This is a genomic window from Cupriavidus sp. WS (assembly GCF_000395345.1).
GTDB lineage: Bacteria > Pseudomonadota > Gammaproteobacteria > Burkholderiales > Burkholderiaceae > Cupriavidus > Cupriavidus basilensis_B.
In genome coordinates this window covers 1-16,276 of sequence record NZ_AQPL01000481.1, presented here as the reverse complement: position 1 = coordinate 16,276, position 16,276 = coordinate 1, and the positions used below count along the sequence as shown (strand labels likewise).

Genomic DNA, 16,276 nt, shown 5'->3' with positions numbered 1-16,276 from the left:
AACCAATATCACGTCCACGAACGTTGGCACTGATCACGATGCGGCGCTTGCCGTTCTCGCGCGAGATCTGGTTCGGGCCGGGCGCCATTTCCAGCGTCGCCACCTCGCTCAATGGGATAAACGTCGTTCTCGCGTCCACTCCTTTTGGCAACGGAATCGGCAATCGGCGCAGAGCCTCGACCTCGCCGCGCACAGCTTCGGGCAGGCGGACCACGATATCGAAACGACGATCGCCCTGGAAGAAGGTTCCGGAATCACGGCCTCCGACGCCCGTTGCCACCGCGTCTTGCACGTCGCTCATGTTAAGCCCGTATCGCGCCGCCTTCTCCCGATCGATCTTGACCGTCAGCATCGGCAAGCCGGTGGTCTGTTCTACCTTCACCTCCTGCGCGCCGGGGATGCCCTGCAGCACGGCCGATACCTTCTTCGCCGTCTCGCTGAGCACGTTGTTGTCATCGCCGAAGATCTTGACTGCGACGTCCGAGCGGACCCCGGAGATCAGCTCGTTGAACCGCAGCTGGATCGGTTGGGAGAACTCGTAGTTGTTCCCGGGGATCTTGCCGGCTTCCTCCTGGATGGCGGACAGCAGTTCGGCATGTGTTTTCTTCGGCTCTGGCCAATCCTTCTCAGGCTTGAGCATGATGTAGCCATCCGAAATATTCGGCGGCATCGGATCGGATGCAATCTCCGCCGTACCTGTCCGCGCAAACACGCGCTCGATTTCGGGGAATTTTGCCTTGAGGGTCGTCTCGATCGTCTTCTGCATCTCCACGGACTGCGACAGGCTCGTGCCAGGAATGCGCAGCGCCTGGATGGCAATGTCGCCTTCGTTCAGATTGGGGATGAACTCGCTGCCCAGGCGGGCCGCAATGGCCACGCACAGAACAATTGACACCGCGGCAAACGTCAATACAACGGCCGTGTTCGCGAGCGACTTTTCCAGCAGCGGCTCGTAGCGACGCTTCGCCCAGAGCATGAGACGATTTTCTTTCTCGGCCACCCGTTCGCCGATGAACAAGGCGACCGCAGCCGGAACGAACGTCACGGACAGAATCATCGCGCCCAGCAGCGCCAGGACGACCGTGAACGCCATCGGGTGGAACATCTTGCCTTCCACCCCCGTCAGCGCAAAGATCGGCAGGTAGACGATCATAATGATGAGCTGACCGAAGATCAGTGGGCGACGCGCCTCCTTCGCTGCGGCAAACACCTCATGGAACCGCTCGGAGCGCGTCAATGGCCGGCCATGGTGTTCCTGCGCATGCGCCAGTCGCCTCACACAGTTTTCGACAATCACCACCGCGCCATCGATGATGATGCCGAAGTCGAGCGCGCCCAAGCTCATCAGGTTCGCACTGATCTTGTAGTTCACCATCCCCGTGAAGGTGAACAACATCGCCAGCGGAATGATCGTCGCGGTAATCAGCGCCGCGCGGATGTTACCCAGGAAAAGGAACAGAATTACGATGACGAGCACCGCGCCTTCAAGAAGGTTCTTCTTGACGGTCGCAATGGCCTTGTCGACCAGACGTGTCCGGTCGTATACCGTTACGATCTTCACACCTTCCGGCATCGTACGGTTAATGGAAGCGACCTTTTCATCGACCGCTTTTGACACAGCCCGGCTGTTTTCGCCGATGAGCATGAATACCGTGCCCAGCACAACTTCCTTGCCATTCTCGGTTGCCGCACCGGTACGCAGTTCCTTGCCAATCTCCACATCCCCGATGTCGCGAATGCGGATCGGCTGCCCCTGCGCTGTACCGACAATAATGTTGCGGATGTCGTCTTCGGACGCAACCTGACCCGGCGCACGAACCAGATACTGCTCGCCCCTACGCTCGATGTAGCCCGCACCCACGTTGTCGTTGTTCTTGTTCAGCGCATTGACGACGTCGGTCAGCGTCAGCCCGTACGACGCTAGCCGTTCAAGACTCGGCGCGACCAGGTACTGCTTGTTGAAACCACCGATAGTATTGATCTCGGTGACACCGGGCACGTTACGCAGTTGCGGCCGTACCACCCAATCCTGGATTTCGCGCAAATCTGTCGGCGTATAGGCAGTCCCGTCAGCTTTGCGAGCACCCTCTTCGGCTTCAACGGTCCATAGATAGATCTCCCCGAGGCCGGTCGAAATAGGCCCCATCGCCGGCACAACGCCTTCAGGCAGATTGTCCTTGGCTTCCTGGATGCGCTGGTTGACGAGTTGGCGCGCGAAATAGACGTCCGTGCCATCCTTGAAGATGACCGTCACCTGCGACAAGCCATAGCGGGACAGGGAACGCGTCTGTTCGAGTCCCGGCAGGCCGGCCATCACGACCTCGATCGGATACGTAACACGCTGTTCGGTTTCGAGCGGTGAATAGCCTGGTGCCGAGGTATTGACCTGAACCTGAACGTTGGTAATGTCAGGGACCGCGTCGATCGGTAGTCGGTTGTAGCTGAAAATCCCTAACCCGGCCATTCCAAACACGGCGAGCAGGACCAGCCATCGCTGCTGGATGGCGAAACTAATGATACGTTCAAACATTGCTGTTTCCCCCGTATCAATGGCCGTGTTCGGCGCTGGATTTGCCAAGTTCGGCCTTCAGAACAAAACTGTTGGCGGCGGCGTAACGTGCGCCCGGCTTCAGGCCCTCGACAATCTCGATGACCTTGCCGTTTGTCCGGCCGACCTTCACCGGCTGCGGCACGAATCCACCTTGAACCGCGACAAAGACTACGCTCTCGCCATTGACGTCCTGGACGGCCTCGGTCTTCACCGCAACGGGCACCTCGACATCAGCACCGAATACGTCGACCGTGACGAAGAGACCCGGTCGCCAAGCCATCTGTGGATTGGTCAATGTTACGCGGGCCTTCGCCGTCCGCGTCTGCTCGCCCAGCAGCGAACCCACGTATGAAACGGTGCCATCTGCCTTCACATCGGACGATGCCGAATTGATCGACGCCTTTTCGCCGATGCGCACCCGCTCGACATCCTTGGCAGACACCACGAACTCGGCCCAGACGGACGACAGATCCGACAGCGTGAACACGTTGGCGTTGTCCGCCACCGCTTCCCCAAGCGAGATATGCTTTTCAACGATCATGCCGTCGAACGGTGCGCGCAGCTCGTAGCGATTGAGTGCCGTCGAGCTGTTGCTGGCGCCAATGGCGGTCAGCTTCTGCTGCGCGTTCTGGACACTGATCTGCGCTTCCTGCAGCGCGTTGCGGGCGCTCAGATAATCTTGCTCCGCAGAGATCTTCTGTTCCCAGAGCTTCTTCTCGCGGTCATAAGTGACACGCGCCAGATCCAGACGTTTCTGTGCTGCGAGCAGTTCGCTGCGCTGGTCAGAAAGTCCGGTGCTCGCGATGACCGCGAGAACCTGTCCCTTCTTAACCTGTTGCCCAATATTGGCCGGAACGCTCTCTACGACGCCAGCCAGTCGCGGCACCACGTGGGCTGTCTTGTCTTCGTTGAAACGGATTTCGCCGGGGAACTGGACGCCAGCCTGGACCTTTGCCGAGCCCGCGGTTTGAACCACTACCCCTGTCTTGGCCAGCTGGTCCGCTGTCAACTCAATCTTGCCTTCCTCTTTCGAGAGCCGCACGGCGAGTGGCGAAGACGAACCGGGCAAGGTCACATTTGCGGTCACGTCAAAGACATGGGGCTCGGCAACTGGCTGTTGGCTTTCCAGCGCGTCGCCAGACACCACGAACTTGAGCGCTTGAGACTCGCCCGTAGCCCGCACGAGCTGGCCTGTCGCTGCCACGCCATTTGCCACCGCCTTCCCAGACTTGCTAACCCAGAGCCGAATACGGGCCTCGCCCTTGGATTCGGCCGTGCCAATTTCGACGTCATAGCCATCACGCGAAAAGAGCGCGCCACCATTGGGGCCCTTCTTGACCTCGTGATGCTCGCCGTCGCCGTGTGACTTGTCATCCTTGTGGTCGGCTTCCGCCGCCTGCTTGCCATGGTGCTCGGTGTCGCCATGCCCCTTGGATTCCGAGTGCCCACCCTGCTCTTCCGGCGCAGAGCGCCCGCTCAGCAGAACGCCACCAGTCGCGACGCCGCCCACCAGTACGATGGCCGCAATGGCAGCCTTTTGTTTGTTCGAAATAGCCATGTTTTATGAATCCCGTCTTAACGTCCCAGAATGCGATCGATCGTGGTCGCCGCCTGATAGGTTTGTCCAAGCACGCCGAGATAGCGGATGCGTGCCTGGAACAGCGTGCGCTGGGCATCCAGGACGTCCAGATAATTGAACTTGCCGGCCTCGAAGCCAATGGTCGCCGCGTTGAAGGCTTGCTCGGCGCCTGGCAAGACGGTCTGCTTCAGCGTTTGTGCCGAGGCGCGCGATACCGACAGCTGGTTCGATGCCATCAGGAGATTTCGGGTCAGGCTGATGCGATTGGCCAGATATTCATCCTGGGCCTTGTCCGCCTGGCGAATGGCCGAATACAAGTTGCCCTGATTCCGGTCAAAAATCGGCAACGGGATCGCCACACCGATCACCGCCATGTTGCGGTTGGCTTCTGTATCTCGCTTGGCACCCAGACTGACTGTCAGATCCGGATACTGGCGGCTGCGCTCAACGCCCACCAATGCCTGGCGGCGGTCAAGTTCAGCGCGGCTTGCGGCCACCAGCGGTGAGTTTTCCAGCTCCTTCTGAAGGAGTTCAGGCGCCGGCCTGGATGGCAGCGCGTCCAGATTGCCCTGTGCTTCGGCAAACTGCGGCGATGCATTGCCCCACAACGCCGTCAACGCCTGACGGGCGGACTGCAGGCTCGCCGTTGCTTCGGCCAATTCAAGTTCGGCGTTGGCCTGTTCGACACGTGCCTTAGTTTCGTCAACCGGGGAGATCTTGCCGGCCGCGACGCGGCGTGAAGCGGCTTGCGCGCCCCTCGCAGCGATATCCGCGGAGCCAGTTGCCAGCTTGACGCGTTCCTGTGCGATCAAGACGGAAAAAAAGCTCTCGATTACCTGCGCCCGAATGTCACCGCGAACGCCAGCCAGCGTTGCCTGCGCCAGTTCGCGCGTCCTTTCCGCGGCATTGATACGAGCCGAGCGCTTGCCGCCCAGTTCGATGGGGATATTCATCTGGGCGGTGGATGTACGGGTGGATTTCCGCGTGTCCTCGACCAGCGTCTGGAGTTCCGGGTTCGGAATAACCCGGGCCTGCATGATCCCACCTTCTGTGGAATCGAGTTCCTTGGCGGCGGCGGACAGGTTGAAATTGCTTCCTGCCGCCAGCGACAACGCGGCCTCGAGGGTCAACGGTCCCGCCGCTTCCCTTGGGAAGACGGGCACCATGGACGTGCCGGTGTCAGATTGCGCTACGGCAAAGTTTGGGCTGAGAAATGCTACCGCCAGCCCGAGCGGCAGAAATAGTCTTCGCATCGAATTGCACCAAGGTATGTGACCAGGAGAATTCGGCGAGAGACGAAAGGAGAAAAAGAGTCGTCGTCTCGCCGATCAAGCGAGACGCTGCCACTGAGGACGGTCGGGAGCCCTGGCATTCAGAGACGAGAACTCGGACGAATGTTGAGTATCGGTCACTTCTACCCGATTCGCTATCAACACGTCCTGCGTCTGTCCATAGACGAACGGGAGGGAGACCAGATGGCATACCCCGCAGTCTGTATCCACGAATGGCTTTTTCTCGGCATCCGTTTTACCTTCCGGCTGCTGATGACGATGCTCGTGGTGCCCAAGGTGCCAAGTGGCCGTGGCTTTCTCGTGCTGACAATAGCGTGCCGCTGCCGCCCAGGAAAACTGGAACGGCAAAATGAGCAGCACGAAGATCAGAACGAAACGTCGCATTCCTTGGGAGACTGTGCGGGGGGCTTGGGGTTGAAGTACTAACGGCTGGGCCGTCGCCGAAGTTTACATGAATCCTCGATCACCAGCATTAAGAGCAGATTACGATTATCGCTTTCGCCTGCTCGTTTTGGGGTGCCGCTTTCGCCCCTCATCAGTCTTACGCTTGGGGGCGGGCCCATGCTTCCACCGCAAATAGACAGCGAACCCCACATACAGGACGATCAGGCCGACCAGCATCACGAGCATGCTCTCGACAACAGAATCGGAGACGTGAGCGTAGTGCATGGCTGTACGTGTATGCGGAGTTGCCCGCATCAGGCAAGCGTCACGACCGCCCGGAGGACGCCGGCGTCATGGAACAAATCAAACGACTCCACGACCACCGACAGGCCGAGAAACCAGACCGAGTCCGCAATATTGCGTTGAAAGGAAGACACATGGACCGTCCATGTCGACTCCCCCCTATACAGCGACAGACGGGGAAAGAACGCTGGTGTACGGCGTGCGTATTCGGCGAATTCCGGGAAGGCGGAAGCCAGAAAGCGGTCTTCCGTCCGGATGACAGCCGGGTACATCAGCGCAAATGCGAGCGCCAGGACTGCGGTAACCGCCAGCGACTCGGTCATCGCCCCTAGTCCGATAATGCCTAGCAAGTTGCAGACATAGAGCGGATGGCGACACAGTGAATATGGACCCGAGGTCACCAAGGTATTGTTCTTGCGCCCGGAAATGTACAACGCGCACCAGAGCCGCCCGACCGTGGCCAGGCTCACCCCCAACATCCCCAGCGTCAGCAGCAGCGGCGACACCCAGGTACCGTCCCAGCGAGAATGGCCAAAGACCAGACTTGCCAGGACAAACGTTACGACAACACGCCAAACGCCGATGCGGTGGCGTGTCAGGAAATTGTCCAGCGCCCTCGAGAGACCAGCGGGTTGGGACGGGGAGATTGAAGAATCGGTCATGCGGTTCGGGGGCTGGAGGAGAATGTCGCGCACTTCGAGTGGACACACTGGCGCGAAAACGAGCACTAATGGCCGGCATTCTAAGGTTGCCCTTCCGTTGTCAGGCTTTATTGCCGAAATGTAATACGTTGTTAATCTTGCCCCCCGGCCAGCGAATCCGGTTGTGTCATAGCTCGGCAATCTGACAGTCATCTTCTGCGACATAGACTGTCTTGGCCATTTTCAGGACACACCCAGAGACGCTCCGCAATGAACGACATCATCCGCACATTGAGCTCGGAATTCTCCGATCTCGCTAATGCTGCCGAGGCAGTACGTGCCGTCGTTCGAATGACCGTCTCTATCGTTTTGGGGGGCTTGCTGGGGTACGAGCGGGAGAGCTCGGGAAAATCCGCAGGCGTGCGCACTCACATGCTCGTCGCGCTGGGGGCATGCGTTTTTGTCGTGGTTCCCCTCCAGGCGGGCGTGCAGCTTGCCGACATGAGCCGCGTGCTTCAGGGTCTCACGTCAGGCATCGGATTCCTTTGTGCAGGGGCGATCCTGAAGCCGGACAATGAGACACACGTCAGGGGGCTCACAACTGCCGCGAGCATCTGGATTGCTGCCGCGATCGGCGTGGCCGCCGGCATGGGCCATGCGGTGACGGCCATCGTCGCGACTGCCTTCGCACTCATCGTGCTCAGAATCCTTCAAATGTCGAAGAAGTAAGACTCCCACTGCTCCCAAGCCACGTGCAGCGCGAATGCGCCAACTTCAGGTTCGGCCAGCATTTCCCAAACGTATGAGCGCGCTTAACAATACGCAAACTCCATCGCATGAGAATTTACCTGGATTACAACCTGTTTGCGTACCTTCACGAGGGCACGAACCCGGCTCTGCAAGCCAAAGTGAGCGCACTGTCCGATCGACATGAGTTTCCTTGCAGCCCGGCGCACATGGAAGAAATTGCCTCGGCGCTCGCAAGACCTTCGGATACTCCCCCGCTCGATCGGTTAGCGGCCGCTTTCTGCAAAATAGACGATGTTTCTCGAATTAGCCGGAACGTGCAATTGTCTCCGACGACGTTAGGCCCGATGGTTACGAAAGAAGGAACAGCCTCTCGAGTGCTTTCTTCGGGTCATGCGGCACTATCGCAAAGAGCCGGTTGTCGAGAAGAACGACTGGTATACGCGGGACTCCGTAAAGAAGGGGTCACTTCAGAAAACGGAAAATATTGCACGCTAAGGCATGGAAGAGGACCACTGCTGTCCCCAGGGGCATTGGCCAGCCGATGGCAAGCAGGTAGAAACCAAAGTCGGGGGACTCCCGTTCTCAGAGATCGGCTAGCAGCAGGTAGGCGCGGTCGAGTTGCCGATGAGCTTCCTGCCGGCGATCCATCGCTTCTAGGGCGAGCAGGAGGTCCTCGGCCAGCTCGAAATCGCTTTCCTGGCATGCCCTTTCGAACACCGCAAAGACCTCTTCATACAACGTGCGCCCCGGAACGCCCATTTGACTAACCTCCGGCGGAAAATCCGATGCTCTCTGCCGACTTGGTCCTGCCACGCCGCAGGGGCTTCTGTCCCCCATGGTTAATATGGACGTTCCCACGGCAGGGAAGGTCAAGCATTTTTCCGGCCGCGGGCCGACCTATGGTTCGCAAGCCGCCGCGCGAGACGGTTAGTGCTCGCCCCCTACAGTTCGTCCAGCGACTAGTTACCCGCACCCGGGCGCAGCCGCACCACCAGCATCGCCGCCCACTGGATATGCGGCCAGGCCAGCGAATAGACGAATGTCTGGATCAGGGGTCCCCTTGATTTCGCCGCAATTTACCGGGGTAGCCACCCGTAGCAGCCATGCGGGTTCCAGGGTGATGCCCACCCTAAAACCCTAGTCAAATCAGTCACTTGCTGACTGGTCCTTTTCCCCTTGGTTTTGGAACGTTGACCGCCCCCGCCGCGCGGCCAAGCGCGCCCTGTGGCTGGAAGCCATTGTTTCCGCAAGATAACTAGATTTATCCGTCTTTGGTTTTCCCAAGCAACACATAAATGGCTTTTCTAACGTTAGGTATGTGCGTAAGATAGGCTGAAATGCGCCTCCGGAAACTGCCATGCCCCGCCTCGCCGCCACCCCCGACCAGATCCGCGCCACCGTGCTGGCCATGCTCACCGAGGCCGGCGACGCGGCGCCGCCCACGGCCGCACGCTTTCGCCGCGTGGTGTCGGTGCGCAAGCTGCGTGACCGCCTGGGCGGCGGTGACCCTGCAACGCTGTCGCGTACGCTCAACGCGATCGAGGCCGAGGTGGTGCGCTCGGGCCTGGCCGACCTCGCCCTGCCCGAGATTCCGGTCGAGATCGCCGAAGCGATGCGCGCGCTGTGGCAGGCCGCGGTCGCGGTGCAGCTCGACGACGTGGTGCGCCTGAAGCGCGAGGCGCAAGCCACAGCCGACACCGCCGAGGCCGCCCGCGCCGAGGCCGAACTGCGGGTCGAGCTGCTGCGGGCCGAACTGAGCGAGGTGCGCGGCCAGCTCGCCGCGCGCGACACCGCGCTGGCCGTAGCGTGCGCCGCCCAGGCGGCGGCGTGCGCGCGCGCCGATGAGCAAGCCGCACGCCGGGGCGAGCTCGAGGCGGCGCTGGCGACCGCCCAGGAGCGCGCCACGGCGGGCGAGCGCACCCACACCGAGGCGATCGCCACCACCCAGGCGCGCTACGAGGCGCTGTCGAAGCAGCTCCTGCAGGAAACCGCGCACCAGCGCGACGCGGTGCGGGCCGAGCGCGCGCAACTGGCCTCCCAACTCAAATTCGCCGAGCGGCGCATCGCCGCGCTGGAAGACGAGCGCGCACGACTCGACGCCGACCTGGCCAGCGAGCGGGCCGCGCGCCAGACCGCCGCGGGCGAGGCGAGCGCACTCAAGGCCGTCACCGCCAGCCAGCGCGCCCAGCTCGACGAGCTGCTGCGTGCGACCCTGGCCGCGGCGCCACCAGCGGCCAAGACGCGCGTGCCCAGATCGACGGGCAAGGCGGCCGCCAAGCGGACCGCCCAGTCATGAAGCCGGCCGACTGGATCGATACGGGCGCGGTGCCGCCGCGCCCACTGCCGGCCACCGTCGCGGCGGCCCTCGCCTACCTGGCGGAGGCACTCGGGCACCCGGTCTACGCGCACTGGACGCTGGCGCGCGTCAAGCGCCGCTATGGCTCGCTGGCCGACGCCAAGGCCGCGCAGCCGACCGTGCTCAAGCTGCTGCTGGCGCACGATGGGGCAGTCGAATACTGGGAGCGCGGGCGCCTGCGCACGGTGACGGCGGATCTGGCGCCCCGCCCGGAGACGGTCCTCGCGCGGCTGCTGCACACGCACCGGCGCCGCATCCGGTCCACCGCCGCCTTAGCGAGCGAAGCAACGGTGCCGACCGCCGCGGAAGCGAGGGGAGCTGTCGCGGCGAACCCGTGGCTGGCCGCTTACGGCCCTGCTGACCACGCGTGGCTCACGCGCGCCGGCCGCTTCGCCCAGCCGCACGCGGCGGCCAACACGCTCGGCGCCGCCGACGATGCACAGGCGCTGGCGCTCTTCCTGCGCGACCGAACCGGGCGCTCGCCCCACACGTTGCGCGCCTATGGCGCCGAACTGCGCCGCCTGATGCGCTGGTGCGGCGCGCACGAGCTTGGGCCGCTCTCGGACCTCACGCGCCAGCGGTTGCTCGGCTACCGGCACGCGCTGCAGCACGGGGAGACCGGCAGGGAGGACGCCGCGCCGCCCTTGTCAGAAGCGACCCGCACGCGCGCGCTGGCGGTGGTGGCAAGCCTCTACGGCTACTGGTAGGCTATTTCTGCCCATCCCCCGAAAAGTGCAAATCTTCCGCCAGCCCCTGACCAGGCAAGGGCTGGCAGGGTGCGACTTGACCTGATAACGGCCCGAGCGCCCTGTAAGTTGCGCTCGGGGATTATGCCGGGGGATGTCAGATCGTGCGGGGGGCAGAAGCTGCAACCTTGGTCGTGCCAGTAGTGCCAGTCAGAGACGGCAAGGTGCGTGCTCTGGTCGGCGCGGACGGGAACAAGCTGGGCAAGGGGCACGACGAGTTCACGCTGGTTGTAAAGTGCGTGCACGAAGATGGCAACGCGGCACAACTGATCATGCGCGAGTCTGAAGACGGAGACTCTGTCACCTGAGCGCAGCGGGGAGGCCACCATCGCCTGACGTACCCGCGCTTCGAATGGAAAGCTCAGACTGTCCTCGAGATGGCAGTACCACGCCATCGCGCATTCTTCTTCGGTGTACGCGGTCGACCACGATCTCCATCGAGATGCGCTGTTCGTGTTGGTTGTCGCCCGTTTTTGCCATTGGGGTTCGTGCTGGTCAGACCTCGACTATGCGTCGCGGCAAGGCCATTTTTATGTTCCCGTCCTGGTGCGGGATCGGGGCTTCGCCGCCGGTGCCACAACAGGTGGTGCGGCCGGGATCGGCTCAAAGAGCGCCTCGATGTCGTCGGCGGAGAACTTGACGGCGCCGGCGCCATCTTCCGACAGGATCGCGTTGGCAAGCGCCGCCTTCTGCTCCTGCATCGCGACGATTTTCTCCTCAACACTGCCGGCGGTGATCAGCTTGTAAACAAACACAGGCTTGTCCTGCCCGAGACGGTGAGCGCGGTCGGTCGCCTGATTTTCTACGGCGGGATTCCACCAGGGATCGTAGTGAATGACGGTGTCGGCCGCCGTCAGGTTCAGGCCAACGCCACCGGCCTTCAGGCTGATCAGGAAAAGCGGCACCTCACCTTGCTTGAAGCGCTTGACTGGTGTGACGCGATCGGTGGCATCCCCGGTCAGCATGACGTATGGAATCCCAGCTTTTTCCAGCGCCGCCGCAATGAGGTCGAGCATGCTGGTGAACTGCGAGAACAGCAGGATGCGACGGCCTTCCTCGATTAGTTCGGGCAGCATGTCGAGTAGCAGATCAAGCTTGGCCGATTCCTTGATCCGGGCCGCCTGGCTGATTTTGACGAGCCGCGGATCGCAGCAGACCTGGCGCAGCTTGAGCAACGCCTCCAGCACGATGATGTGGCTGCGCGCGAGGCCTTTTGCTGCGACGGCCGCACGGACCTTTTCCTGCATGGCCGCGCGCACCGTCTCGTACAGGTCACGCTGCGCGCCTTCGAGCTCGACCGTGCGCACTATCATCGTCTTCGGGGGCAACTCGGCGGCGACCTCATCCTTGCGCCGACGCAGCATGAACGGTCGGATGCGTCGCGCGAGCAGTTCACGTCGAACAGCATCGCCGCCTTTCTCGATGGGCGTGCGCCAGCGGCGGGTGAAGTCCTGACGGGTACCGAGGAAGCCAGGCAGCAGGAAGTCAAACTGGGCCCACAGTTCGCCGAGATGGTTCTCGAGCGGCGTGCCTGTCAGGCAAAGGCGGTGTCTTGCACGCAGTTCGCGGATGGTTGCGGCGGATTTGGTGGCGGCATTCTTGACGTACTGCGCCTCGTCTAGGATCAGCAGGTGAAAGTCGTGCTTGGCAAGAACTTCCTCGTCACGCCACAGCAAGGCGTAGGTGGTCAGGATGAGATCGTGCTTGCCGATCTGGTCAAAGCGCTCGTGGCGTTGGGGCCCGTGCAGATCCAGGACGCGCAGCTTCGGCGTGAAGCGCTGCGCTTCCTCGCACCAGTTGTGCATGAGGGTCGTTGGCACGACGATCAGCGCAGGCCGGTCCAGCCTGCCACGTTCCTTTTCGGTGAGGATGTGCGCAAGTGCCTGGATGGTCTTGCCGAGGCCCATATCGTCGGCGAGCACGCCGGACAGCCCGTGTTCGCGCAGGAACTGCATCCAGGCAAGACCCTGACGCTGGTAGGTACGGAGTTCGGCCTTCAGGCCACGCGGTACCGGCACGTCTGTCACCCCAGGACCCGCCATCAAGCGCTGCGCGAGCTGCCGGATCGATGCGTCGCCGTCAAACTGCCAGCGCCCGGTCTGATCCAGCGCATGGAGCCGGGCCGCATCCCACTCGGAAATGCGCATGCCGGTGCCGAGCGAGTCGAACAGGTCGATCAGCACGCGCACGACTGGTTTAAGCCGGTCGGCACGCAGGCGAAGCCGCTCGTTGCGGTCGGTTTTCATGTCGATCGCTTCGTCGTCCGCGATGGTATCGAGCCTGCCCGACAGCCAGCGCTCATCGCGACGAAAGAGGTCTGCTAGCAGCGGCTCCAGGCGCACCGTGCGACCATTGACTGTGATGCCCATCTCGACGTCAAACCAGCCGTCGCCGGTCTGACGCAGGCTGCCGTCAATCGCTTCGATTTCGATCACGTTGTGCCGAAACTCGTCGCTCATGACGACGCGCCAGCCGCTTGCCTGTAGTGCGGGTAGCACCAGCTTCATGAGATCCGGCCAGTCGTCGACATCTTCGGGGCCGAGGATGCCATCTGGAAACGGTTTGTAACCATATGCACGGTTGGCCGGAATTTTTCTGAAGCCCGCCTTTTGCAACTCGGTCTGACGTTTCCGCTCGAGATTGGCGTCTCTTTTGATCTGGATGACCTCGCTGCCAGCAGTGCGAACGAGGGTGGTGCTGCTATTTGCAGGGATGCTGTGACCTGCGTAATCAAAACTGACCGTCGCAAAATCCAGTGGCGACACTGACCAGGTCGGCAAGGTGTCGAGAGTCAGTACGGGCGTCGCTACGGTGTCGATCACCTGCACGGACGACGCGTCGGGCGCGGGCGGCATGGGTAGGTCGGGGGCGACTTCACGCAACACATTGCCAACGAGCGCCGCCTCGTCCAGCGTGATGGCCGGCATCGACAGGAAATCCGTGACCTGTTCCGCCGGCCACGGCATGGCGAGTATGCCAGCTTCGCCAGAATGCGCGTCCACATACCAGCAGGGCTGGGTGGTCGTCAGCAACAGGGTGGCGGGTGGCTCGGCCTGCAAGACTGGCCGCACGCGCGTGTCGGGTTGCGCTTGCCAGGTCATCTTTGCGCCGCGCTCTGATCCGCAGTGCACCGGGCAGTGTGATCCGGGGTAGTGGGCGCCTGCGGGAACAAAGGAAGTAAATGCACGCCCGGTGGCGATGAGCTTTTCCAGGATGGCGGCGCCGGTTGCGCCCTGCAGAGCAAAACCACCGGTATAGGCGGCATGCGAGCGGCCCAGCCACAATCCGCGCAGGATCGACAGATCCTCCTCGGAAACAAATTTCGGCGGTTCGACCAGCGCTTTCTCGACGTTCTGCCACCGATCGTCGACCGAGCGAATCGTACCGTCGGCCCCCACGCGGGCCTTGTAGAGGGAAATCTCGCAGCCGCGATACGATTGCCCGATCACATAGGCCAGGGCATGCGTGGCCTTGGCTGGTTTTTTCTTGGCAGCGGGATTGGCTGCCGTGCGTCGAGCGCGAAAATTTTCCAGCCAGGTCACCAGTTCCGCGCGCACGCCGGCGGCCGATGGCTTCGGCTGGTGCGCAAGGCCGGCGATCAACAGCGCTGCCACGTGCTTGCAGTCAACGCCGACCGGACACGTGCATTCTCCCTCCACCCACATGTCTTCGTCGATGTCGTGGAAATACGCACGCACGTCATACGGGCGCGTACGGGTGCCTTGCACCAGTCCCGCCAAGGTATCCTCGTCGATCCAGCGCAACTCCGAGACAGCGCTCGCATAGGAGCGAGCCTTGGACACCGTGTAGGAGTCCAGCCATTCCGCAATTTGGCGGGGATCGTAGGAGACAGACATCGGTTGAGGGATTCAGAGGTTGACAACGCGGGGAGCATTCTACGCGGGGAGGCTCCCGGCCGGTACGGCAGCGGCTTCCGGTTCTGACCCCGCCTGAGTGGTCTGGGCATGCCGGCGGTCATCTTCGGCGTGCAAGTAGATCCCGGTCGTCTCGATCGAGGCGTGGCGAAGGTTCTTCTGGATAAAGCGGATATCAGTGCCGGCGTCGGCCTGATGCGAAGCCGCCGAGTGCCGCAGCCAGTGCGTCGAGGCCCGGCGCAGTGTGGCCGCGCCGATCGGATCGGTTGGCTCGAGGGTGTCGGCGGCCCGGCGGAACACTTCCTTGGCAATCAGGTAGATGGCCGTCGGCGTCAGGTGCCGCTTGGCGTCGCCGGCGATGCTCATGACGGCCGGCGTGCTTTCGGCCGGCAAGGGCATGGGTGCCAGATCATGGAATGCGCGGTAGCGTGCGAAGTCGGCCATGAGGGTGTCGGAGACTGGTACCTCGCCCTCGGCGCCACCCTTGCCGATGACGTGCAGCCACCAGCGGCCGCGACGCTGGAAGAAGTCCGCCGCCTGTGCGTTGGCGGCTTCGCTTGCCCGCAATGCGGTGTGGTACAGCAGCCGGATCAGCCATCGGCTGCGTTCGTAGTGCTGGCGCTCGCGCGCGGAGGCCTGCGGCCAGGTCTCCATCGATTCCAGCACAACCTGCCAAAGCGCGTGATCGAGGTAACGTTCAATGCGGCGGGTCCGTGCCGGCATTGCCGAGGACGAGCGCCGCAGTGCAAGCGGATTGCCGGCAAGGTATCCGGCGGCCACCAGGTAATTGAGCAGCCCGCAAAGGATACCGAGGGCCTGGCGCCGGCTGCGCTCGGAAAGCGGCCCGTCGAACAGCCGCCGCGTGCCCCCGCGCCGTGGCAGGACGGGATCGACCCAGTTTGCGGACGGTGCGGCAAGAAATTGCTCGTAAATCAGGAAATCTTCGCGCGTAAGGCTCGACAGCGGCTTGCCCAGCGTGCGCGTCGCCCAGACGAGCAGCCGCACCACTTCCTTGCGGTAGCTGCGCAGCGTGTGCGGCGAGCTGGCGTACTCGGCAAGCCACAGGCGGACGGCCTCAAGGTCGGTATCGGCCGTGATCTGTCGGTTAGCGCCGCGCGCGCGATTCGTGCCGTCGTGGCCGTCCAGTGCGGCCGGCAGCATGAGGGGGACAACAGGCTCGGTGGCGGGCAGGTTCATGGACTGACGCGATTTTTCGGCAGGGTCTCGCATCGTACACCTGGGATGCTTACGATTATCGGTCTTATCGTAAATTTCTAGAAGACATCGTTATATATATAATGTGATACCATCATATACATGAAGATTTTAGTTCAAAACCCAGCTCCCGGAGCACTTTTCAGGTTTAGTTCCAATGAGCCGCATCAGCAATACCCGCTTTCGCACCCGTGAAGCCGCCGCGCGGCTCGTTGCTGCCGGCCGACGCCCACATGAACTCACCGTCGACCTGATCTACGCGGAAATCCGCCAGGGCAGCCGGACGACGATCAACGACGAACTCAAGCTCTGGAAGGATGAGCAGGCGCGCGTCGACGCCTTGAGCGCCGCACTCCCGCCCGCCGTTGCCAATGCGATGCTGTCCCTCTGGGCGCTCGCCATCGAGCACGGTGAGCAGGTCTTCGCACAGCGGGGCGAAGAGCTGGAGTCCGAAGCGGCGGCCGCCACCGCGCGCGCTGAGTCCCTGGCAACCGTCAACCTGGGGCTTGAAGCCGAAGTGAAGACGCTGCGTAGCCAGCTCGAGGACCAGCAGGCCCGGTTGGGGTCGCCTCAGAAAACGGAAA

13 protein-coding genes are annotated in these 16,276 nt (G+C 62.3%); 4 read left to right on the top strand and 9 right to left on the bottom strand.

Going from position 1 to position 16,276, the window contains the following annotated elements:
- From czcA to czcN, 5 genes are all read right to left on the bottom strand, one after another.
- Window positions 1-2,530: heavy metal efflux RND transporter CzcA (gene czcA / locus K206_RS0132060; protein ID WP_020206399.1), on the bottom strand; the 2,530-nt coding region annotated here is incomplete at its 3' end.
- 16 nt (window positions 2,531-2,546) lie between these two features.
- A complete protein-coding gene (czcB, locus tag K206_RS0132055) occupies window positions 2,547-4,109 on the bottom strand; it encodes a heavy metal efflux RND transporter CzcB (RefSeq protein WP_004635340.1) in 1,563 nt (520 codons plus the stop codon).
- A 17-nt stretch (window positions 4,110-4,126) separates the two neighbouring features.
- Window positions 4,127-5,383 carry a heavy metal efflux RND transporter CzcC gene (gene czcC / locus K206_RS0132050; RefSeq protein ID WP_024570390.1) on the bottom strand — a complete coding sequence of 419 codons (1,257 nt, stop codon included), beginning with the start codon at window positions 5,381-5,383 and terminating at the stop codon, window positions 4,127-4,129.
- Between the two features lie 75 nt (window positions 5,384-5,458).
- Window positions 5,459-5,806, bottom strand: coding sequence for a CDF family cobalt-zinc-cadmium transporter CzcI (gene czcI / locus K206_RS43320; RefSeq protein WP_011229345.1), 348 nt, complete (start codon window positions 5,804-5,806; stop codon window positions 5,459-5,461).
- Between the two features lie 314 nt (window positions 5,807-6,120).
- Window positions 6,121-6,771: a heavy metal efflux RND transporter CzcN gene (czcN, locus tag K206_RS39905; RefSeq protein WP_020206397.1), complete on the bottom strand. Its 651-nt coding sequence runs from the start codon at window positions 6,769-6,771 to the stop codon at window positions 6,121-6,123.
- Window positions 6,772-7,020: 249 nt separating this feature from the next.
- Here czcN and K206_RS0132030 point away from each other — a divergent pair, with 249 nt between their 5' ends.
- Window positions 7,021-7,479 (top strand): MgtC/SapB family protein, encoded by a 459-nt coding sequence (locus tag K206_RS0132030; RefSeq protein ID WP_004635330.1) that lies wholly within the window; start codon window positions 7,021-7,023, stop codon window positions 7,477-7,479.
- A gap of 603 nt (window positions 7,480-8,082) precedes the next feature.
- Here K206_RS0132030 and K206_RS43980 read toward each other — a convergent pair.
- Window positions 8,083-8,259: a hypothetical protein gene (locus tag K206_RS43980; RefSeq protein WP_004635326.1), complete on the bottom strand. Its 177-nt coding sequence runs from the start codon at window positions 8,257-8,259 to the stop codon at window positions 8,083-8,085.
- A 598-nt stretch (window positions 8,260-8,857) separates the two neighbouring features.
- Between K206_RS43980 and K206_RS0132020 the strand changes: the two genes are divergently transcribed.
- Window positions 8,858-9,796, top strand: coding sequence for a DNA-binding protein (locus K206_RS0132020; protein WP_004635320.1), 939 nt, complete (start codon window positions 8,858-8,860; stop codon window positions 9,794-9,796).
- Entirely contained in the window at window positions 9,793-10,563 is a 771-nt protein-coding gene (locus K206_RS39900) for a site-specific integrase (protein ID WP_020206395.1), read from the top strand. Before K206_RS0132020 ends, K206_RS39900 begins: the two co-directional genes overlap by 4 nt.
- Here K206_RS39900 and K206_RS42135 read toward each other — a convergent pair.
- From K206_RS42135 to K206_RS0132005, 3 genes are all read right to left on the bottom strand, one after another.
- A complete protein-coding gene (locus tag K206_RS42135; protein ID WP_223277442.1) occupies window positions 10,554-10,997 on the bottom strand; it encodes a calcium-binding protein in 444 nt (147 codons plus the stop codon). The genes K206_RS39900 and K206_RS42135 overlap by 10 nt on opposite strands.
- Before the next feature lie 135 nt (window positions 10,998-11,132).
- Window positions 11,133-14,459 (bottom strand): DEAD/DEAH box helicase, encoded by a 3,327-nt coding sequence (locus K206_RS0132010; protein WP_008646539.1) that lies wholly within the window; start codon window positions 14,457-14,459, stop codon window positions 11,133-11,135.
- Window positions 14,460-14,498: 39 nt separating this feature from the next.
- Entirely contained in the window at window positions 14,499-15,674 is a 1,176-nt protein-coding gene (locus K206_RS0132005; protein ID WP_008646544.1) for a tyrosine-type recombinase/integrase, read from the bottom strand.
- 175 nt (window positions 15,675-15,849) lie between these two features.
- Here K206_RS0132005 and K206_RS0132000 point away from each other — a divergent pair.
- Window positions 15,850-16,276, top strand: a 427-nt coding sequence (locus tag K206_RS0132000) for a DNA-binding protein (protein WP_008646545.1), incomplete at its 3' end; no start/stop codon positions are given.